Annotated in this window: 24 protein-coding genes and 1 tRNA gene; 11 read left to right on the top strand and 14 right to left on the bottom strand. The window is 37.7% G+C overall.

The features are described from left to right. Window positions 1-155 precede the first annotated feature (155 nt). The 5 genes from ACOI1D_RS11070 (at window position 156) to ACOI1D_RS11050 (ending at window position 2935) form a co-directional block, all read left to right on the top strand. Entirely contained in the window at window positions 156-539 is a 384-nt protein-coding gene (locus ACOI1D_RS11070; RefSeq protein ID WP_422501345.1) for a rhodanese-like domain-containing protein, read from the top strand. After that, window positions 511-771 carry a metal-sensitive transcriptional regulator gene (locus tag ACOI1D_RS11065; protein WP_422501344.1) on the top strand — a complete coding sequence of 87 codons (261 nt, stop codon included), beginning with the start codon at window positions 511-513 and terminating at the stop codon, window positions 769-771. Before ACOI1D_RS11070 ends, ACOI1D_RS11065 begins: the two co-directional genes overlap by 29 nt. Window positions 772-1076: 305 nt before the next feature. Then, window positions 1077-1439, top strand: coding sequence for a rhodanese-like domain-containing protein (locus tag ACOI1D_RS11060; protein WP_422501343.1), 363 nt, complete (start codon window positions 1077-1079; stop codon window positions 1437-1439). Window positions 1440-1460: 21 nt separating this feature from the next. Next, a complete protein-coding gene (locus ACOI1D_RS11055; protein ID WP_422501342.1) occupies window positions 1461-1760 on the top strand; it encodes a rhodanese-like domain-containing protein in 300 nt (99 codons plus the stop codon). 719 nt (window positions 1761-2479) lie between these two features. Further along, window positions 2480-2935, top strand: coding sequence for a DUF2243 domain-containing protein (locus ACOI1D_RS11050; protein WP_422501350.1), 456 nt, complete (start codon window positions 2480-2482; stop codon window positions 2933-2935). A 44-nt stretch (window positions 2936-2979) separates the two neighbouring features. Here ACOI1D_RS11050 and ACOI1D_RS11045 read toward each other — a convergent pair whose 3' ends face one another. From ACOI1D_RS11045 to ACOI1D_RS11025, 5 genes are all read right to left on the bottom strand, one after another. Further along, window positions 2980-4194, bottom strand: a complete 1215-nt coding sequence (locus ACOI1D_RS11045; RefSeq protein WP_422501349.1) for a dicarboxylate/amino acid:cation symporter — start codon at window positions 4192-4194, stop codon at window positions 2980-2982. A gap of 320 nt (window positions 4195-4514) precedes the next feature. Continuing rightward, a complete protein-coding gene (gene cysC, locus ACOI1D_RS11040) occupies window positions 4515-5117 on the bottom strand; it encodes an adenylyl-sulfate kinase (RefSeq protein ID WP_422501341.1) in 603 nt (200 codons plus the stop codon). 5 nt (window positions 5118-5122) lie between these two features. Continuing rightward, complete coding sequence (gene sat, locus ACOI1D_RS11035; protein WP_422501348.1) at window positions 5123-6274, bottom strand: sulfate adenylyltransferase; 1152 nt, start codon at window positions 6272-6274, stop codon at window positions 5123-5125. Then, a complete protein-coding gene (locus ACOI1D_RS11030; protein WP_422501340.1) occupies window positions 6270-7364 on the bottom strand; it encodes an inorganic phosphate transporter in 1095 nt (364 codons plus the stop codon). Before ACOI1D_RS11030 ends, sat begins: the two co-directional genes overlap by 5 nt. A gap of 12 nt (window positions 7365-7376) precedes the next feature. Further along, window positions 7377-8090 (bottom strand): phosphoadenylyl-sulfate reductase, encoded by a 714-nt coding sequence (locus ACOI1D_RS11025; protein WP_422501339.1) that lies wholly within the window; start codon window positions 8088-8090, stop codon window positions 7377-7379. Between the two features lie 213 nt (window positions 8091-8303). On the opposite strand from ACOI1D_RS11025, the gene ACOI1D_RS11020 reads away from it, so the two are divergent. From ACOI1D_RS11020 to ACOI1D_RS11005, 4 genes are all read left to right on the top strand, one after another. Then, the gene (locus tag ACOI1D_RS11020) at window positions 8304-8996 is read left to right on the top strand and encodes a 2-phosphosulfolactate phosphatase (RefSeq protein ID WP_422501338.1); all 693 of its coding nucleotides are present in this window, start codon (window positions 8304-8306) and stop codon (window positions 8994-8996) included. Beyond that, complete coding sequence (locus ACOI1D_RS11015; protein WP_422501337.1) at window positions 8993-9760, top strand: phosphosulfolactate synthase; 768 nt, start codon at window positions 8993-8995, stop codon at window positions 9758-9760. Before ACOI1D_RS11020 ends, ACOI1D_RS11015 begins: the two co-directional genes overlap by 4 nt. An 18-nt stretch (window positions 9761-9778) precedes the next feature. Then, on the top strand, window positions 9779-10177 hold the full coding sequence (locus ACOI1D_RS11010; RefSeq protein ID WP_422501336.1) for a VOC family protein: 399 nt from the start codon (window positions 9779-9781) through the stop codon (window positions 10175-10177). A 175-nt stretch (window positions 10178-10352) separates the two neighbouring features. Beyond that, window positions 10353-10967, top strand: a complete 615-nt coding sequence (locus tag ACOI1D_RS11005; RefSeq protein WP_422501335.1) for a YitT family protein — start codon at window positions 10353-10355, stop codon at window positions 10965-10967. Between the two features lie 19 nt (window positions 10968-10986). Here the strand turns inward: ACOI1D_RS11005 and ACOI1D_RS11000 are convergent, their stop codons facing one another. Together ACOI1D_RS11000 and ACOI1D_RS10995 are read right to left on the bottom strand one after the other, a co-directional pair. Beyond that, entirely contained in the window at window positions 10987-12201 is a 1215-nt protein-coding gene (locus ACOI1D_RS11000) for an MFS transporter (protein ID WP_422501347.1), read from the bottom strand. Between the two features lie 49 nt (window positions 12202-12250). Beyond that, the gene (locus ACOI1D_RS10995) at window positions 12251-12739 is read right to left on the bottom strand and encodes a DUF3231 family protein (RefSeq protein WP_422501334.1); all 489 of its coding nucleotides are present in this window, start codon (window positions 12737-12739) and stop codon (window positions 12251-12253) included. 280 nt (window positions 12740-13019) lie between these two features. Between ACOI1D_RS10995 and ACOI1D_RS10990 the strand changes: the two genes are divergently transcribed. Further along, the gene (locus ACOI1D_RS10990; protein WP_422501333.1) at window positions 13020-13223 is read left to right on the top strand and encodes a thioredoxin family protein; all 204 of its coding nucleotides are present in this window, start codon (window positions 13020-13022) and stop codon (window positions 13221-13223) included. A gap of 188 nt (window positions 13224-13411) precedes the next feature. On the opposite strand, the gene ACOI1D_RS10985 is transcribed toward ACOI1D_RS10990, so the two are convergent. The 7 genes from ACOI1D_RS10985 to ACOI1D_RS10955 form a co-directional block, all read right to left on the bottom strand. Continuing rightward, entirely contained in the window at window positions 13412-14023 is a 612-nt protein-coding gene (locus ACOI1D_RS10985) for a polysaccharide deacetylase family protein (protein WP_422501332.1), read from the bottom strand. Between the two features lie 40 nt (window positions 14024-14063). Next, complete coding sequence (phnC, locus tag ACOI1D_RS10980; RefSeq protein ID WP_422501331.1) at window positions 14064-14825, bottom strand: phosphonate ABC transporter ATP-binding protein; 762 nt, start codon at window positions 14823-14825, stop codon at window positions 14064-14066. 22 nt (window positions 14826-14847) lie between these two features. Next, complete coding sequence (gene phnE, locus ACOI1D_RS10975; RefSeq protein ID WP_422501330.1) at window positions 14848-15603, bottom strand: phosphonate ABC transporter, permease protein PhnE; 756 nt, start codon at window positions 15601-15603, stop codon at window positions 14848-14850. Between the two features lie 11 nt (window positions 15604-15614). Further along, a complete protein-coding gene (gene phnD, locus ACOI1D_RS10970; RefSeq protein ID WP_422501329.1) occupies window positions 15615-16520 on the bottom strand; it encodes a phosphate/phosphite/phosphonate ABC transporter substrate-binding protein in 906 nt (301 codons plus the stop codon). Between the two features lie 65 nt (window positions 16521-16585). After that, window positions 16586-17632: a selenide, water dikinase SelD gene (gene selD, locus ACOI1D_RS10965; protein ID WP_422501328.1), complete on the bottom strand. Its 1047-nt coding sequence runs from the start codon at window positions 17630-17632 to the stop codon at window positions 16586-16588. 41 nt (window positions 17633-17673) lie between these two features. Further along, on the bottom strand, window positions 17674-18669 hold the full coding sequence (locus ACOI1D_RS10960) for a glycosyltransferase family 4 protein (protein ID WP_422501327.1): 996 nt from the start codon (window positions 18667-18669) through the stop codon (window positions 17674-17676). Window positions 18670-18765: 96 nt separating this feature from the next. Beyond that, window positions 18766-18862: transfer RNA gene (locus tag ACOI1D_RS10955), tRNA-Sec, on the bottom strand. Window positions 18863-19066: 204 nt separating this feature from the next. Between ACOI1D_RS10955 and selB the strand changes: the two genes are divergently transcribed. Beyond that, the gene (gene selB, locus ACOI1D_RS10950; protein ID WP_422501326.1) at window positions 19067-20965 is read left to right on the top strand and encodes a selenocysteine-specific translation elongation factor; all 1899 of its coding nucleotides are present in this window, start codon (window positions 19067-19069) and stop codon (window positions 20963-20965) included. The last annotated feature ends 259 nt before the right edge of the window (window positions 20966-21224 follow it).

Below are 21224 nucleotides of genomic sequence, written 5' to 3'. Positions count from 1 at the left end.
AGATCACTTAATTAATTTGTATTAGGATTATCCAAAAGAAGGTTACGTTTGTTAGGCTCAATGCAGCAACTATCACAGTTGCTGTTTATTTTGTTTGACAAAATACCTATGAGGGTATAATATAATGCTATAATACTTTTGCAAAGGAGAGAACAATGAGTATAGTAATAATATCTATTGTAACAATTTTCTTGTTGTTTCTCTATCAAAGACACGTACCAGTCATTGGGATCGTTAAACTTGATTTAAGTTATTTATCCTGCTTTGAAGAAGATGTGGTAATAGTTGATACTAGAGACTACCAGACTTCATTCCGTGGGGCATCAGATAACACGTATTGTCTCCCACTTCCATATTTAAAGCGACATTTTCGTGATTTGCCAAATAAAAAGGTTGTCATTATTGCATCAAATAATGTGGAAAGAAATTTAAGTGCCAGAATTCTTCAACGAAAAGGAATCCGAATTGTTGGATATTGTTTGGCAAAAAAAAATGAAAGGAGCAATAAAAATGAAATACGATACTCAGGTTGTAAATAGAATGAAGCGTATTGAAGGTCAGGTTAGAGGATTATTAAAAATGATGGAAGAAGATAAAGAGTGCCGAGACGTTGTGACACAGATGTCAGCTGTAAGAACCGCAATTGACCGAACCGCTGCATTGGTTGTCAGTACGAACCTTGAAAGATGTATCCGTGAGGAGAAAGAAAAGGGTGAAAGCTCTGAAGATCTTATTAAAGAAGCTGTTAATTTACTTGTAAAGAGTCGATAAGAAATATAGATGACAAGTTACTATGATTGATGTATATACTGGGTAAAGCGTATTATCGCAACCTTTTTTTAGTGGGTTAATACCTGTACAGGTATGAGTATATGACGATTGATAGGGCATTAATTTCTTCAATATGTGTGACGACACGTGAATTAATAAACGGTTTTGTATTGCAACTGCTAACAAGCATCAATGGAAATATATAAATACAAAAATTTTCACGGCAGACGTTGGTAATCCTGATTTTAGGAGTAGCTGATAGGGAATTTTAGGACTAATATATATTGAAGGAGGAAGATACAGAAATGGAAACAATCATCCAATGGCTTTTTTTAATTATTGTAGCGTGGTTTATTGTAAAAAAATTCATGCTAGCTAAAGGGATTTCAAATGTAACTACACAGGAAGCAAAAACTAAATTTAAGGACAGGAATGTACAGTTTATCGATGTACGAACACTTAGAGAGTATCAGGGGAGTCATCGGAAACCATTTAAAAATATACCATTATCTGGATTGGCTAAACGATCTTCTGAACTTGATAAAAATAAAGAAGTGGTTGTTATTTGTCAGAGTGGGATGAGAAGTATAAAGGCATCTAAACTATTAAAAAAACAAGGTTTTGTAAATGTAACGAATGTCAAAGGTGGAATGAGTGCGTGGGTATAAAATAAGAAAGGTGGTGTGATAATGGCAAAACAGATTACACCAGCAGAATTAGCTATGCGCATCAGGGCAATGGAAGAAGTCAATATAATAGATGTCCGAGAAAAAGCTGAGGTTGAAGAGGGTAGAATTATAGGGGCAAAGCATATACCATTGGGTCAGCTGCCACTGCGTAAGGATGAATTAGATCAAAACAAAGTGTACATTGTTGTTTGCCGTTCGGGAAATCGAAGCAAAGCTGCCAGCGGTATATTAGAGGCTTTCGGCTACGAAGTTGAAGATATGGTTGGTGGTATGAACGATTGGAATGGGGAACTGGGTTAGCTTTGTTGCTTTTAATCTTCACAGTTGATGTAAATCGCGACGTAACTGCTATGTTGATTTCCGTTCCAGGCAGTCGCTTTCCGCGGGCAACGCTTCAACTTCCTCGGAAGAAAACCACTTCCTGCGGGATTTTCAGCTGTTGTTTTTCCCGCAGGAGTCGACTGCCCTACGCTTCAATCAACTGCTTCATTAGTGAATGGTTATTGTGTAATTTAATGAATCAGGTAAACGAATTTGCAAAGCACCGTACCAGCGAAGGAAGTACACTTAGACTCCTGCGGGAAGTAAGAGATCGACGAGACCCCGCAGGACGGTAGTCCGAGGAGGCTCGGCACTCTCCCTAAGGTGCGCGAAGTATATTCGAAGATGCGATGGTAGATCGACACATTTTGTACCATATTTAAGTTTTTCAGCGGCCACGAAAGCGAAGACGATGGAGACCCCACAGTGAGCGTTCTTTGCGAGCGAGGAGGCTCAGCGCAAGCCCTAAGGTGCGCGTAGTGTATTTCCGTAGCGGTAAGTTATGTCGAAGTTTATAGATTTTTTGTCAAAAACAACAATCTTTAAGAAAACAGCAAATAAATAAATTAGTTAAGCAATAGTAGAGCTAACAACCTTGTTCTCAAACTATTTAACTGCAGTTACCCGTCCTGTATTAATATGTATATTATCGTGCGTTTTAGGTATTAATGTTAATTAATACTAGTAACTAAAGGGTGATGTATGTGAGTATAGCTGAGAAAAATTTATTTTTAGCATCTTTTATACTTGGTTTAGGTCTACTGGGTGCAGTGGATGGAATTGTTTTTCACCAGCTACTGCAATGGCACCACATGGTAGATCATCCCAATGTAAAGCTTGAAATTATAACAGATGGGTTGTTTACAATAGTTTTTTCTATTTTACTCATCTGGGGTGGAATTAAAATTTTTCAAGATGCACGAAATGGCAAGCTTGGTTACAGCTTGAAAACTTTTGTAGGTGGAATCTTTGTAGGTGGTGGGGCATTTAATCTAGTAGAAGGTATTGTTGATCATCATATCCTTCAGGTTCATCGTGTCAGACCGGCAGCTGAAAATCCCTTAATCTATGACTTGGCTTTTTTAGCTTTTGGAGTATTACTGGTTACAATTGGTTTCCTCATTAAAAGAAAGAGTCAAAAAACAGTTAACTAGATACAAAGGCTGCTTCCTTTATAAGAAAGCAGCTTTTAAAATTATTAAGATGACTCTAATGAATTTTTGTTAAACTTGGTTTCAGATTGATTGATGATAACAGCTCCTGATGCGTCTCCTGTTATATTTACAGCAGTCCGGAACATATCCATGAAACGATCTACTCCGGCAATTAAGGCTATTGCTTCTAACGGTAAATTAACGGCGGTTAAAACCAGTACTAACATAATTAATCCAGCTCCTGGAACTCCGGCAGCACCTATAGAACCTAAAGTGGCGATAAGAACAATCATCATAATTTGCCCAACAGTTAACTCTACTCCATATGCTTGAGCAGTAAAAAGGGCGGCGATACTTAAATAAAGTGATGTACCATCCATATTGATAGTTGCACCTAATGGTAAAACGAAGCTTGATATTTTTTTTGAAACACCTAAATTATCTTCTGTACATTTAATTGTTACTGGTAAAGTTCCTGAACTACTTTGGGTACTGAAAGCCACGAGAGTAGCAGGGGCAATTCCTCTGAAAAACTGCACTGGGTTAATTTTCCCCAGCATTTTTACACCGATTGAATATGTTACAAGCGCATGTAAAATACAAGCGAAGGCAACCACTGAAACTAACTTTATCAAAGGAAGCAGCACGGAAAGACCATATTCACCTATGATCGGTGCTAATAAACCAAATATACCAATAGGAATAAGCTTCATAATAATCCATGTGATTTTGTACATAACTTCTGCGAGACCATCAAAAAATTTATACACAGGCTCTGCCTTTTCTCCAACGATTGTTATACCTAAACCCAAGAAAATAGAAAAGAAGATAATTTGCAGGATATTTCCGCTGGATAAACTGGCAATCGGGTTGGTCGGGATAATATTTAACAGCACATTGATAAAACCACCAGTATCATTTGCTTCTGGCACAACACTTGTAGTGGAAATATCAACACCGGTACCAGGTGAAAACAACAAAGCTGCCATTATTCCAATGCTAACAGCAATTAAAGTGGTGGTTAAGTAGTAAATTATTGTCTTTCCACCTATTCTTCCTAGTGTTTTCAAGTTTCCAGTGCTGGCAACACCTACGATTAAAGAAGATGCAACTAAAGGTACAATAATAAATTTAATAAGACGTAAAAATAAATCCCCTAATGGTTGAACTACGTCAATACTAGGACCAAAAATAATCCCAGCAAAAATAGCAAGAACAAAAGCAATCAAAATTTGTGGAAGTAACCCCACTTTTCTGATGCCTGCCACTGACAACTACCTCCTTTTATATTGGTACTTATTTGTACACTTCTACAAAAGAATAACTGTTCGGTTAACCATCGAGCGATGTTCATTAAATTAATATGTTTTAACAGATGGATTAAGAACGATTAAATAGTAAAGAGGTTAGATTTATTTCGGATTAGGGTGAAGAACCTATTTCATGCGGAGGTCTTGCTTAAATATACTTGTATACACTTAAAAATCCATACCATATCAATAGCTTGTGGGTTTTTTATCACATTTCCATATAAGAATACCCCACTTTAAACGAGATGGGGTATTCTAAAAAATAAATTTTATATATCTATGATCCCTTTATTTCGCAGATGTGTAACTATTGTCTGAACAGCATCTTTTACAGTATATTCTTCTGTATTTATTGTTAAATCAGGGTTTACAGGAGGTTCATATGGTGAGTCAATCCCAGTAAAATCACGAATTTCGTTATTTCTTGCTTTTTGGTACAGACCTTTAGGATCTCGACTCACACACACATCTAAAGGGCATTCAATAAATATTTCCATAAATTCTTCCTGTTCAAAGTTACTTCTAACCTGGTTACGATCTTTACGATATGGAGAGATGAATGCCGTAATAACAATTTGGCCACTATCAACAAAAAGCTTTGCTAGTTCACCTACTCTTCGTATATTCTCTACCCGGTCTTCAGGGCTGAATCCTAAATCATTGTTTAATCCTTTCCTAACATTATCGCCATCAAGTACATAGCTTTTAACCCCTAATGAGTACAGCTCACAATCTAACTGATTAGCCAGTGTTGATTTACCTGAACCGGAAAACCCTGTAAACCAAAGTGCACAGCTTTTGTGTTTATTTAGCTTTTGCCTATCCACCTTTGTTATGGCAGGTGGGTGCCAGACAAGATTTTGCTGGATCATAATTATTACCTCGTTTCAATAACTTTTTTTGACATTCCTTCAATGAGTTTACTTGCTACTTCTGGACGGCTAAATTGTTCTGGAGGCATTTTCCCCTCACTAAGCATTGCCCTCACTTTAGTACCAGATAAGGAAATATGATAGTTCGAGTTGTGTGGACATGTTTTTGCTGTTGCCATACTTACACATTTTTTGCAATAAAAACTGTTTTCAAAGCAAACTATTTTTATCCCGATTTCATCTTCGGTAAAGTTCTGGAAAGTCTTTTGAGAATCATAGCTTCCATAATAATCGCCAACACCGGCATGATCACGCCCGATTATAAAATGAGTACACCCGTAATTTTTTCTGACCAGTGCATGAAAGATAGCCTCCCTAGGACCTGCATATCTCATAGCGGCTGGAAATACGGCTAAAAACACACGTTGTTTCGGGTAATAATTTTCAAGTAAGGTATGGTAACATTCCATTCTTAAATCACTGGGTATGTCATCTGATTTAGTCTCACCGACAAGAGGATGAAGAAACAATCCATCTACAGTTTCTAATGCTGATTTTTGAATGTACTCGTGGGCTCGGTGCACTGGATTACGTGTTTGAAATCCAACAACCGTTTTCCAACCAAGCTTAGCGAATTGGTTTCTGGTTTCAGCAGGATCTAAATAATATTCACGAAACTTACTTTTCTTTGGATAGGCAACTAACGTGATAGGACCTCCAATATAAGTGTTAGGGCGTTCTAATAAATTCATGACACCAGGGTGTTGCGGATCAGTAGTTTGATAAACTAGTTCTGCTTCTAAGGTCTTATCTGGAACATAGATGTCCTTAACCGAAATCACACCATAAACCATGTCGTTATACATTAAATTGACAGAATCTCCAATTTCAATTTTGTCTGCTTTTGCTGTGTTGACGGGTAATGTAATTGGAATACTCCATGGAAGTCCGCTGGCAAGCCTCGTTGATTGAATAACAGATTCATAGTCTATTTGGCATAGGAATCCAGTTAATGGACTAAATGCACCGTTCGCTAGTAATTCTAAATCACTTAAGGCGGTTTGATCTAAATGAACGACTTCGTTTTCAAAATCAACGTCGTAATTTGTATTGACTCTATTTACAAGTAAACCGCCGTGGGGTTCAATCATGTCAATTTCCTCCTACTTTTTTGATAATACTTACCTTTTCCTTATATAGTGGTACTGTTTTCTTGCTGGGTTGCCATAAATTTAATGCGTAAACAATGGCAATTAGAATAAACAGTATTCCAACACCTGTAAAATCAAATCCTACAAATATTTTTACTAGGTTATACGAAATCACGAGTGATAATAGTGGTGAAATTACCCAGGTTTTTGCTAGTTTAGCAATGATCGCCTTTTTCCAGATCTCTCTTCCCATATCTGATGCCCCAACACCTAAGATACTGCATGTTGTAACTTGGGTATGTGGTACCGGAATACCAAAGAGGGAGGCGATAATTACTAAGGAGGCACCAATCCCAGAGACCGCTCCCCCTTGTAGTAAATTCAGATTTGTAATTCTCTTGCCGTTTGTCTCTAGTACATTTCCACCAAAGAAAAGTGCACCCAAAGCAACGAATAATCCACCTATTATCGTTCTCTGGTTTATCGTAATTAGCCCAGCAGCTACGACAGGGCCCACTGAATTGGCTACATTATTCATCCCTGCTGAAAATGCTTCGAAAAAACCTGTTATAATAACTAGCGCAGCGAGAAGCTTCGGCCATTTGCCACGAGAGAGAAATGGTGACTTTCTTTCTACGACTCTAATAACTTTATTCGTTACATAGGCTAATAAAAAAGCAACGAAGGGGACAAAAATCCAGTACATGATAATTATCAGCAAAGTGTCCACGATTAGCACTTGAAAGGCAATTCCTACACCTACAATAGATCCCACTGTAACCTCGCTGGTTGATAAAGGAATTCCGTTAAGATTCGCCAGAAATAAGGATATAGAAGCCGAAGCAAGGATAATAAGTGCAATGTTTATGGAGATAACGGTTTCAGGTATGATTTCTGAACCAAGTGTCTTTACAACTTCGCCTCCGCCAACTACTGCTCCTAGAAAGACACCTAATGCACAAATCAACAATGCAATCTTTCTGTGTTTCAAAGCGCTGGATCCATATGCAATTCCCATCGAAGCTGCTGCACCACTTGCTCCAATATTGATTGCAAAGAAGCAAGAAACAGTAAATAAGAGTATTGTTGTTATCAATGTTAACAGCCCCTACTTTGTTTGGTGCAGCCCACACTCTTTTTTTTCGAAATTTGACCATCTGCCAGATCGTGCATCGGCTTTGGCTTCCACTGGAAGGGTACACATTGTACAGCCGATACTCGGGTAACTCCTGTCATGTAGCTCATTGTAAGGCAAATTATTTAACTGAATGTAAGACCAGATGTCATCCCATGTCCAATGTATCAGAGGGCAAACCTTGATTCTTTTGAACTTATTGTCCTTGTTAATGTATTGTGTTTGTTTCCTATCGATTGATTGTTCCCTTCTTAAACCAGAAAACCATGCATCTACATTGGATAACTCTTTTTGTAATGGTTGGATCTTTCTAATACTACAGCACGTGTTGGGATTACTCTCCCAAAGTCTATCGCCATGTTTAGCTGCTTGTTCTTCTAAAGTCAATGATGGTTCAACAAGCTTAATACGAAGTTTAGGATATTTTTCTTTAATGTTCTCGATTAAAGAATAGGTTTCTTTAAAATGTAAATTAGTGTCCAAAAAGACTACTGTTGCCTGTGGATTAACCTTAGCGATGAGATCAGTCAGAACTACTCCTTCTGCGCCAAAGCTGCAAGCATATATAATTTTGTCATCATATAACTTGAAGGCCCACTTAATTACATTCATGAAATCAGATAATTCATTGTTCAGCTTATCTATAACTTTGTCGTTCCAGTTATCATAAGTTAATTTGTTCTCCATAACTTTCATCGCCTTTTTACATTTTTTTGATTTTATTCTTTCTATAGAAGAAACAATGAAATAGGCTTCTGCCTTTAAGTCAATGTATTCAATGGGAATATGGATTGTTAAAGGAAAACTAGCCTATTTTTGTTTCCTTAATTTGATTTGTCAAATTTGGAACGCTTAAAGCCTAGGCGAATATACTTTTGTATGAGTTAGGGGGAATCCCAGGTGCAGATTAATATATTTCAAGGGAGTGAAACCCCGTCTATACCTGCAACTATTACAATTGTCATTGATGTTATTCGGGCCTTTACAGTTTCTAATGTTGCTTTCTTAGGTGGGGCAAATAGAATTTTTCTGGCTGATTCAGTACAACAGGCAATAAAAATCAAACAGGAAAACCCTGATTTTCTGTTGGCAGGTGAAGTAAATGGTTTGGCAGTTAAGGGATTCGATTTAGACAACTCTCCATTCCGTATTCAAAAGGAGTTTCTAGTTGGGAAAACGCTCGTACAAAAGACTACAAACGGTGTAAAAGCAACGCTTAACTGTTTAGCATCCGAGCACTTATATGTTACAGGCTTTACTAATGCCAGAAAAACAGCGGAGTATGTTAGAGATAGTCTAAACAACAATAAGCAAATGACTGTAAATATCATTGCTTCTCATCCAAGTGGAGACGATGATCTTGCCTGTGCTGAATATATAAAAAGCATTTTAGAAGGGTCAAATTCTATATTGGCTGATGAAGTTATAAACAGAATCAAATGTTCGCATGTCGCAGAAAAATTTTTTAACGAAGAGAATATTGGGTTTATGCGGGAGGATATTTTTACCTGTATAAAGGAATTTGATTCAGGCTTTGTAATGAAAGTTAGCCAAAAGAACAGATTACCAATGATTGAGAGGGTTAACATATGACAGAAACAGGATTGATTCTGCCAAAAAGAGAAGTAAAACCGAGAGAAAAAGGTTTAACTATTTTAATTGATAATGGAGCGCCTTTGAACTTATTTTTAGACACAATCAAGAGCTCTAATGCTTACATTGATTTGGTTAAATTTGGATGGGGGACATCACTGGTTACTGATTCTTTGGAACAGAAAATAGACTACTTAACTGAACACGGGGTGGATTTTTTTTTCGGAGGTACTTTGTTTGAAAAGTTTTTAAATCAGGACAAAATTGATGAGTTTTATAATTATTGTAAAAAGTATAAGTGCAGTTATGTTGAAATTTCAAATGGGACTGTAGCACTATCTAATCATGAAAAAGCGGGTTTTGTTGCCGACTTTTCCCGTGAATTTACAGTCTTTAGTGAGGTTGGAGACAAGGACGCAGATAAAGCGAATGACCAGGATTCTGCAGAATGGCTAGAGAATATACACGAAGATTTAGAGGCTGGTGCTGCAAAAGTAATTACAGAAGCAAGAGAAAGTGGTTCAAGTGGTATATGTAGTGAAGACGGTGCTATTAGAATGGATATTTTTGATCAGATTATTGATTCTGGTATTTCACTTGATAAACTAATTTTTGAAGCACCAAATAAACAGATGCAAACGTTTTTTATTGAACAGGTTGGACCAAATGTAAACCTTGCCAATATAGCTATGTTAGATGTTATTTCATTAGAGACGTTGCGTTTAGGATTGCGGTCTGATACGTTTCATCTCTTCGGGACATAAGTAGGGAGGAATAATAGAATGAGAGAAGTTAATAAAGTATTTCATTTAGCGATACCATGTAAGGAATTGGACGAAACGGTTGAATTTTATGAAAAATTGGGTTGCAAGCTTGCCAGAAGGTATGATGACCGTGCTACTTTTGACTTTTACGGTGACCAGGTTGTATGTCATTTGAGTCCAAATAGTGTAGATGAAAATCCTAAAATGTATCCACGCCATTACGGTATTACGTTTTTAGAAAAGGAAGAATACAATGAGGCACTGGAATTTGCGATTGCCGAAGATCTTCCTTTTTTTAAGAAGCCAATGGTAAGATTTGAAGGAAAACAAGAAGAACATATGACATTTTTTTTAGTAGATCCTGCCAATAACTTATTGGAATTTAAATTTTACCATGATGGTGAAATGGTTTACTAACAAATATTAAGTGTAAAAATAACGTAATAAAGTGAAGAATACACGAATGTATTCTTCACTTTATTTGTCGTGTATTGCATATATCAAGGAATGTTTCACAATCATTATTATGAATCACTTGAATAAGATAGAAGGAGTTGTCCAATACAATTCGTTCCCTCAGGAGGAATTTTAAGTGAATCAATTCATAATGAAAAATGGACTAGTATTATTTGGTGGTGCGATGCAGGGATTAGGAATGGGTTTGTTTTTATTTCCTCAGTCCATACCCTCAGGGGGCGCAGGTGGTATCGCGATATTGCTGCACTATTGGTTGGAGATTGGTATGGGACCTGCACTCTGGATTGTAAATTCAGTTATGCTCCTGTTTGGAGTTAAAATACTTGGTAAACGTTTTGCGGTTTGGACATTTGCTGGAATAACGATGACATCTTTATCCGTAGATTTCTTCCAGGCAAACTTATCAGTAACGAATCGAAATTTGTACATAGATCTTGTTGTTGGCTCAATTCTCCTTGGAATCGGAATAGGTATTCTTATGCGACAGGGTGTTTCCAACGGCGGATTCGGTGTTATTGCTATCATAATTTCAAATGGTCGTAATATTCTTCCAGGTAAGCCATTGTTCATACTTAATTCACTTATCTTTGTCGTCACAGCTGCAGTTATTAGCTGGGAAATTATTTTGTTGGCTCTGATAAGCCAATGGATTTCTACTACTGTAGTTGATTTCATCTGCCGTATTGAATTCATTCCCTCATACAAACTCAGCTGGCGTAAAAAAACTTGATCTTTTTAATCCATTCTACTTACATATAACTGTACCTTACAGCAGTGTTTGTATTTTCTTTACCATCTTTACCCTTAACACGAATCAACAGTAAAACAAGTAGTCCTACGATAAGCGTAAAAATGGCGAGCGATAGGAACATGCCATTTGTTGACCATTCCATAAGACGAGAGAAAATTGGAGGCCCCGCTGCAACTCCGAGAAATCTGACAGATCCATATAAAGACGTAACAAAACCTCTTCGTTCTTTACTAACCGCTCCAGTTATAATACTGTTTACACATGGCAGAATAAGGCCAGCACCAACACTGCTGATAGCAAGTACCGATAAGAAAGGGATGAGTTTTTCAAAAAATATCAGCGAGCTGTAGGACAGTGTCATTAAAGCAAAACCAATTATTGCTAACTTTTTCATCTTTTCAAGATTTTTGCCTATTCTGCTTCCAGTTAAGTAGGACGTTGTTACCATTACAATTAGAGGGATTGCTAAAATCAGCCCCTTTTTTACACCATCTATTTTATATTCTTTTTCCAAGATATCCGACAGGAAGAATAAAATTCCAAAAAGAGTGAATAAGCAGGTTCCTCCAGCAAGGTAAGTAGTGAAAAGCCATCTTCCTTCATGCTTAAATACTCCTAATAGACCTCTTACATATTTACGAAAAGGAGGTGGGGCTTGTCGATTACTTTTTTCCTTTACAAAAATCCAAACCAACAAAATAGAAACTAAACAAATTGCTGGAAATGCAAAAAATACAGAATACCAAACCAATAAACCTAATAGTGACCCCAATATGGGTGATACAACCTTACCGAGTCCATTTGATGCTTCAAAAATACCGAGAACCCGACTTTGTTCACCCCCTTTGAACAAATCCCCAGTTAATGCCATCGCTATCGGAGCAGTCCCAGCAGCTCCAATTCCTTGTAAGACCCGTCCAATTAATATCCATGTATATGGACTAGGGAAATTTGCTCCAAACCCTGCTAGAAGTCCACCAAGCCCAAAAAGGATAAGGGAAGGCAGAATTATGATCTTCCTTGAAAAGCGGTCTGAAAGGTATCCAACGAATGGGATAAAAATAGCTCCAGCTATGGAAAAAACAGTTATAACAAGACTAACTTTCATTTGAGATAGACCTAAATCAGATTTCATAGCTGGAAGAATGGGGATTAACATAGAATTTCCTAAAGTCATGATCAAGGGAATTGACCCTATTGCGGCAATTATCATGCCTTTACCTTTAGATGCCACTTATTCTCACTCCTGAAGCATTCATATTTTATTTAACATTAGTTGGCGGGGATGCTATCCAGCCTTTTTCTTTTGTTAATTTTAAAAGCTTACTTTCATACTCGGCTCTTTGTGTGTGAAACTCTTCAAACATTGTCCCGATATCTTCTCGGATAGAGATCCCCATTATATAACTACATAATATTCTGCCTGCAATTAACTCTTTTTGAATAAGTTTAACAATTTCAGCATCGTTAAAACGAGCCCCGGCTGGTATATCTTGTAATTCAACATTTGGACGATCTGGAGGGGCAGGTGGGAGTCTAATTCCTGCTTCCTTTAGGATAGCTTCAACCTGTTGTTCCTCTTGCGTGAAGCTGTTTTCTGTAACATCCTCCAGAAAAGCTTTTAAATCCTTATCACCAGTATGGTTAGTTAAAATTTGCAATGTAACTAACGTTGATTTTGTATCATACAAATATGACCAGAGATTAAAAACCTCCCCTGAATGGAGTGGTTCCTTTTGTGATTTAGCCATATAAAATAACCCCCTAATAAATTTTTCAAGTTAGTTTTTACTCAAAGAACAGTAATTATGTAAACGAACAAATGGTGTATAAAAGTTTAAAAACATGAAATTTGAAGTACAGTGGGATAAATAATAAAATAATAAGGAAATATATAAAGAAACTTAGAATCAGGAGGTTTTAAAAGTGACTAAAAGTATTAATTTACAAGAATACAATGATCTTATTAAAAATGACAGTAAACCATTTGTTCTGGAATTCGGGGCTGATTGGTGACCAGGCTGTCGTCAATTGGGGCCGGTGGTCTCAAGCGTAGCTGAAGAGCTTGATACGGTTGATTTTTATTATGTAGATGTTGATAAATCATCGGATTTAGCTCAAGAGTTTGGGGTACAGAGTATTCCAACCTTAGTTCTAATCAAAGACGGAGAAGAAGTAGAACGCTCAATTGGTTTTATGTCAGAAGAGCCAGTGAAAGAATTCGCTTTGTCATAAATAACAATATGCACCGCCCTGAAAGATAGGACAAGTTACAAGTAGGGCGGTCAATACAGGTTATGTCGACAAACGACGTGCTTATGTTTCGAGTTGCCAGGAACTGAGCTAGATAAGAACAATAAAGGTGTCCATAAGTGGGTACTACGTATCGTAGACTCCCAATTTATGGACACCTTTTTTGATTTTCACAGCAATTTAAAGTGATAGCCTTTTTCTTGAATTGCTTTGATTAACTCTGGGAGCATTTCTAAAGTCTGCTGTAATTCGTGAAGAAGGATAATTGAGCCGCCTACCAAGTTCTCAAGAACATTTGTTATGATTTGCTGGGGGTTGTTTTTAAGCTCCCAGTCAATTGAAGCGATTCTCCACATAACAGGTGTTACATGTAATTCCTTAGCTGCCTTAATTGTATCGTTGTTGAACTGGCCAAATGGCGGTCGAAAATATTTTACTTCAGTACCAGTTATTTCTTGGATCTTTTCTATACTACTTTTAATATCCTTGTATTGTTTATGGTAGGGAAGTTTAGTCAAATTCACATGTTTTGTTGTATGTGTTCCAATCAAATGTCCCTCTTCTAGCACTCTTTTCCAGGGTCTTTTATCGTGCAGGAGACGTGTTTGCCAAAAAAAGACAGCTGGAATATTTTCCTTTTTCAGGACATCAAGTATCTCCGGTAAAATTCTGCTGGGTCCATCATCAAAGGTAAGAACGACGGACTTCTCACTGGAACTGGGAATGGAAGTGATAATAGTTGGGTTAGAAGAGCCGTACACGACTCTTGTTTGGTCAACCACTCAAGGACTTTTAATCATTGTAGTCACTCCTTTAATATCTCTAAGTACTAAACGAATGTTGAGGCTTAGACTCATACGTATTATGGTATGCTTCACCAGTGAAATTCTCTGGTTTGTCATCAAAGATAATTTCACCATTTTTTAAGGCAATAATACGAGTGGCATAGCGCTTCGCAAGTTCTACATCATGGACATTAATAACGGTAAGTAAACCAAGGCGTTCATGGATTTCTTTTAGCAGTACAAAAATATGATTAGCGGTCCCAGGATCTAGACTAGAAACAGGTTCATCTCCAAGTAAGACTCTGGGCTTTTGTACCAACGCACGAGCAATACCTACTCGTTGTTTTTGGCCACCACTTAAATTTTCAACTTTACGATCTACCATTTGGGAGAGTCCCATATCAGCAATAACTCGTTTCGCCTGGTCTAATTCATCAGCTTTAAACCATCCAATCATATTTTTAAAAGAGGAACGATAACCGAACGTTCCGGTTAGAACATTTTGTAACACACTTAATCGTGGAATTAGATTAAAGTGTTGAAAAATCATTCCCATTTCACGTCTTGTCTTTCGTAGTGCCTCTCCTTTAAGATTGGTTATTGGATGGCTATCTAGATGAATTTCACCTTTTGTCGGCTTTTGCAGACCATTTAAGCAGCGAATGAATGTTGATTTACCTGCACCACTTTTTCCTAAGATACAGATAAATTCTCCCTGTTTAAAGGATAAGTTAATGTTAGAGAGAGCCTCCAGTTCAGTACCTGAATAGTGTACTGCCATATTCTTCATGTCAATCATCTGCCTGACCACCTTTATCCGCTTATATGATTTTGTTTCGCGCATGGCTGCCCATAAAGTCAACAATTATAACCATTATCATAATGATTAACACATCGAGTGAAACGGAGGAATACTGAAAGATTTTAAAATCATTAAATAGTCGCTGACCAATCCCGCCACCACCAATGAAACCCAAAATAAGTGATGTTCGGATCGCCACTTCAAATCGATAAAAATAGTGAGAAAGAACATTTGGCCAGATTTGCGGCAAAATACTAAATAGATTAGCGACCCAATTTTTCGCACCAACTGCTTTCATCGCTTCCTGAGGTCCGGGATCAGCCGATTCTACAAGCTCGGATATTAATTTTCCCAGTACACCTATATTATGAAACATAATTGCCAGAACAGCAGGAAACGGACCGAGACCGAGTGTAGTTAGCAAGATTAACCCAAAAACTATTTCCGGAATGGATCGAACAAAACTAAGAACTACTCGGGTGATGTGAAACAGAAACTTAAAAGGTGCTGTATTTCGAGCAGCAAGAAAGCTGATTGGAAGTCCAATGATCAGTCCAAAAAAGCTGCCTAAAAATGCCATCCCTAATGTCTCAACAGCATCATACAATAAGCCTTGAATTCCAGAGAAGTCCATTGGAAACCATTGTGATAGAAAATCAATCATATTTCGGAAGTCTTTGAATTTTGTCAAATCGAATTCTGTTAGCCTCATGCTGATATAAACTGATAGGGCTAATAGAACGAAGGTAAAAATATTTCTTCTTTTAAACCACATTATGATCAATCCTACTCTTTAATGATTCCCTGTTTTATTGCTGCTTTTCGTATACTTTCATAATCTTCGTTGCTTGCTTCTGTGAATCCACTTGCACCAAAAGCATCCAGTATCACTTGATCCTCAATTGCCAGAAATGCCTCTTTTAGATCTTTGATAGTTTCTTTGTCAGTATTTTTATGAACTGCCCATGGGTATTGGAAAAGTTTATCAGATTTCCAAATGATTTTTACTTTTTTCTCATCGATTATACCGGAGTCGATTAATTGATTGTATATTGCACTATCAATTGCACCTGCATCAACATCTCCGTTTTGAACGGTCAGTGCTGTCGCATTGTGTGAACCAGTATGACGTATGGAATTAAACTTATGATTTTCTGTCGACTTATAAACGCCATGATTCTCTAACTCAATAGACGGGATAAGAGATCCTGAAGTAGAATTTATATCCCCAAAGGCAAAATCAATTGTTTCTGGATTTTTAAGTAAATCGTCTAATGATTCCCATTCACTATCATTTTGCGTAATAATATAGGAATGATAAAATGGTTCCCCGTCGACAAGCTGTGTTATGATTGCTTTCGCCCCGCTTTTTTCGTGGGCAATAACGTATGTTAATGGTCCAAGGTAGGCCATATCGATCTTGTCGTAATTCATTGCTTCAACGACGCCGTTATAATCTGGGAAGACTTCAATCAAAACTTCCCGATCTAACTTTTCACTGAGAAGAGACTGCAGCTTATCCATTGCTTCTTTCATTGCACCTTTTGTTTGAACAGGAATTACACCGATTGTAAAAGCGTCTTTTTCATTCATTGCTTCTTTATCTGAGCTTTCCGTTTTTGTGTCCCCACCACACGCCGTTAGAAAAAGGGCTAAACTGATTGAGACAACTATAATAATCCATTTTTTCATTTTATGTACCTCGCTTTATATGTTTTCAAATCATAAAATAAGGACCCGAATCGAGTCCTCATTTTTTAGATTACAGTAATTCTACCTGAATTCTCTCCAGTGACGTGACCAATAATTGCTGATTGTACATTGTTTTCACGCAGTTTTTGTTGCAGTGACGCTGCTTCAGCTTCGGGCAATGAAATGAGTAACCCTCCAGATGTAACAGCATCACAGAGTATTAGCTGTTCTACCTCACTAATGTTCTGGTCATATTCAATATTTCCTGAAAGCCATTTGTGATTCTTACGGGAGCCACCGGGAATAATGTTTTGTTCTGCTAATTCTTTTGTTTTTGAAAGAACTGGAACATCCTTATTTGATATCGTGATACCGACATTGCTTCCCTTAGCTATTTCCAGGGTATGACCAAGGAGTCCAAACCCAGTAACGTCTGTACAAGCATTGACATTGTAATTCTCCATTGTTTCGGCTGCACTTTTATTTAGTGTCGCCATGACGTTCATTAATTCGTCTATTTCTTCTTTATTAAGAAGATCATTCTTAATTGCAGTTGTTAAAATCCCAACTCCAATCGGTTTTGTCAAAATTAGTCGATCGCCAGGCTTTGCACCTGCGTTAGACCTGATTCGGTCTGGATGGATTGTACCAGTTACAGATAGTCCGAACTTAGGTTCCTGGTCATCAATCGAATGTCCGCCGACTAGAACAGCCCCTGATTCTTTGACTTTATCAGAAGCTCCCAATAGGATGTCTGCCAGAATGCTTTTATCAAGTGTATCAATCGGGAAGCCAACGATGTTCATAACGGTAATTGGTTTACCACCCATGGCATACACATCACTCAATGCATTTGCTGCTCCAATTTGACCAAACATATAAGGATCGTCAACGATAGGAGTGAAATAATCCAAAGTTTGGACGAGTGCTATGTCATCGGTGATTTTGTAGACACCTGCATCATCTGATGTGTCTAAGCCAACTAGCAAATTTGGATCATCTACAGATTTTGGTAAGTGACGCAGAACCTGCGCCAGGTCTTCAGGACCAATTTTGCATCCTCAACCACCTTTGCTTGATAAAGATGTTAATTTAATTTCTTCTCTAGACATTTCACTCGGTCTCCTTTCGTAACTCATAAAAATAAATTCTTTTAGTGCAGAATATTACTATAAATTTTAAGCAAAGTTTCTGCTTCTTCATCAGCCGAATGGTTCCTGGCAATATATTGTTTAGCTGACTGGCCAATCGTTTGTTTTATTTCATAATAATTATTCATTATTGTCTCAGCATAAGCAAGGAATTCGTTTCGATCACTGTATAGAAATCCGTTTTTTTCATGAGAAACGATGCTGCTATTTCCTAGTATATTAGATACTAATACAGGTATACCATAACTCATCGCTTCTATAATAGTAGAAGGTTGTCCTTCTGCATGGGATGTGTTGAGGACAACATCAGCCTGTTCGTAAATAGATCCCATTTCCAGATGGGGCAGTTGACCAAGGTAGTCTAGCCAATCTTTATGTTTTTCTGCAAGTTCTTTAATAGCGCATCCTTCCTCTTCTTCAAGAACGGGCCCAACAATCCAAAGTCTAACTTGCGGGACCTTTTCGTGAAGGTCACGAAGCATGTCTATTGCAGCTGGGAGATTTTTTACTTTTCTTATTCCAGCTGGTAATACAAATAAGAAGGTATCTTTTTCTTTTTTATTTGTGGAATTACTTTCAGGAAAAATACTGCTTCCTTGCGCAATTGTAAAAATTTTATCCTGTAACTTGGGTATTTCATTAATTAAGGTTTGTTTTGCTTTGTTATCAAATACATGGATAGCTTTAGCGTTGGTTAAACATGCTAGAACGTCATTTCGTCTTTCCTTATCAAAAAGATCATGATTTAGGTCTGTTCCTGTTAAAGTTATTACATATGGATCAAAGTTCGCACCTAAACGCTGCATAAATGTGTAGAAACGATAAGCATGGAACCCATGTACAAGGTCTGAAACTGGGAAGGGTTTCTGAGCACTTTCAGTAGTTGAAATAATTTCCACTTCAACACCAAATTCAGTTAAATTATTTGCGATTCTTTGAACTGTTACAGTATTTCCACGTGGCTGGTGAAAATTTGGTGATGCTAGTACAATTTTCATTAAATCAATCCTTTATTATTCTATATATAAAAGCAAGTTAGTTTGTCTCCTAACTTGCTTTTTTAGTAGATTACTTTCTATTGGAAACTATATGTATGGCGGGACTGTGTGGGAATCGAACCCACCGAGCCTGACACGCAGGCCCCTCAGGGTTTTGAAGACCCAGGAGGACACCAGTCACCCATCCAACCCCATCTGAACCTAGGTAATATTAATATAACCAAGCTTGTATAATAGTATAACGAATCTTAAGTAAGCGCAAGCCGTGTGCTTGCTTAAGCAACAGAGGACTCTTCCGATACTAGTAGTGTCAAAAAAAATCATCATTCTTGAAATAACTGCTATGGAAGATTAAAGTGAAAGTATTACTATATAAGAATGAAGGCGTGTGGTGAGAATGGACGATACATATTTTACGATAGGTATGGCAGGGCATATTGACCACGGTAAAACAACATTAACAAAAGCACTAACAGACGTGGATACAGATCGGTTAAAGGAAGAAAAAGCGAGAAGTATTTCCATAGAACTTGGTTATGCACCATTACAAACTGAAGATGGCGTGCATGTATCAATTATTGATGTACCTGGGCATGAACGGTTTATACGTAAAATGATTGCAGGAGTAGCCGGTATTGATTTGGTAGTCTTAGTGATTGCTGCAGATGAAGGGGTTATGCCACAGACGAAAGAACACTTAGAAATATTACAGTTTTTAGGTGTCGAACATTGTATCGTTGCCATAACAAAGAAAGATCGTGTTGATGAAGAGATGTTGGATATTGTAACAGAAGATATTAAGGATGGGTTAGAGGGAACAATCTTTCATGATGCTCCTTATGTATATGTTGACAGTCTATCTGGTAATGGAATAGAAAAGCTGAAACAGACAATTTTTAGCGCATTAAAAAAGGTCGCGTTCCGCGATGCTTTTGGCTCGTTCCGCTTACCAATTGATCAAGTCTTTACTGTGCAGGGACAGGGAACAATTGTCAGAGGCACCATATACGAGGGTATCGTTCAAAAAGGGTCTCAGTTACGAATTCTTCCAGAAGGAAACAGAGTGAAAGTGAGACAAATTCAAGTCCATCATGAGGACCAGGATCAGGCCAGAGCGGGTCAACGGACAGCGATAAATTTGGGCGGAGTAAGTAAGGAAGAAGTAAGTAGAGGAGATGTACTCGTAGCTTCAGACCACTTTTTAGTAACGGATACCATTGATGTTGCATTAAAAGTAATAAGCGATCAATTCACGCCAATTAAGCAGCGTTCGCCTGTAAAGATTCACGTTGGTACATCAGAAGTAATGGGCAAAATTGTTCTTTTTGATCGAAATGAATTGGAGCAGACGAATAAAGAAGTGTTATGCCAAATTAGGTTAGATGACGAGGTTGTGGTCAGACGGGGTGATCGATTCATTTTAAGAAGGCCGAGCCCTGTGGAAACCATAGGAGGAGGTTTGGTAATTCAACCAAAAGGCCAAAAGTATCGTTTTGGTTCTGAAACGATTGAAATGTTGCGTAATAAAATGGAAGGCACACCGGAAGATTTAATTGCAGACGTATTAACTAAATACACGTTGTTAGATATAAAAGCGATTATAAAATATACCTCACTTGATGAACCAGTGGTTAAGGATACTATCAAAAAGGCAGTGGAAGAGGGATATCTCATCGAGGTTTCCAGACAAAGATACAGCTTAGTAAAAACGTTTACAAGGTTGAAAGCTGAAATTACAGCAAAGCTTAAAAGCTATCATGAAACATATCCCATGAGATTTGGAATCAGTAAGGCGGAACTAGTTCAATCATTCAGCGAAATATATCCACAATCATTTGTTGAATTTAGCTTGAGTACGTTTTATGACCGTGAAGAACTTAAAAAAGTAGAACAGTTTGTTGCTTTAGTGTCATTCCAGCCACACCTTCCCAAGCAATGGAAAGTGAGGATGGAGGGGATTATTGCTGGTGTAAAGCAGGATGGTATTGCGGTTAAGAAATGGGAGGAATACGTTAAGGGCACCCCTATTTCGAATAACGATAGTTCGGAACTGGCTTTTTATCTCGCCCATACCAAACAAGCTTACTGGATATCCGATGATATGCTTATCCACCATACGGCTGTTGAACAGGCAGTTTCTACTCTGCAGAAACAAACAGACCATACATTTGGACTTAAAGAGGCAAAAGAAGCTTTAAATGTTTCACGAAAATATTTGATTCCATTTTTAGAATTGCTGGATGAATTAAAATTGACAAATCGAATAGATGACAAACGTAAATGGACTAGCGTATAGAGTCTATTACTAGTAAGTTACCGTATACTGCGACGTAACAGCTAACTGCTATGTATATTTCCTATCACCATTTATTGGACTGGTGCTGAGCCAACGCTGCGGAAAAACACTCGCTTTCCGTGGGGAGCGCTTCAGCCTCCTGGGAGCAAAAACCGCTCACAGCGGGGTCTTCAGACTGTTCCTTTCCCACTGGAGTTTCGCATTTTTCCGCAGCTTTGATAGCTCTCTGTTCAAAGGAGAAGAAGTCACATGAAAACAC

Origin of the sequence: Virgibacillus sp. DJP39 (assembly GCF_049310925.1) — a bacterium.
GTDB lineage: Bacteria > Bacillota > Bacilli > Bacillales > Amphibacillaceae > Virgibacillus_F.
The sequence above is the reverse complement of the archived record's forward strand: the minus strand, read 5'-3'. Positions and strand labels throughout refer to the sequence as shown.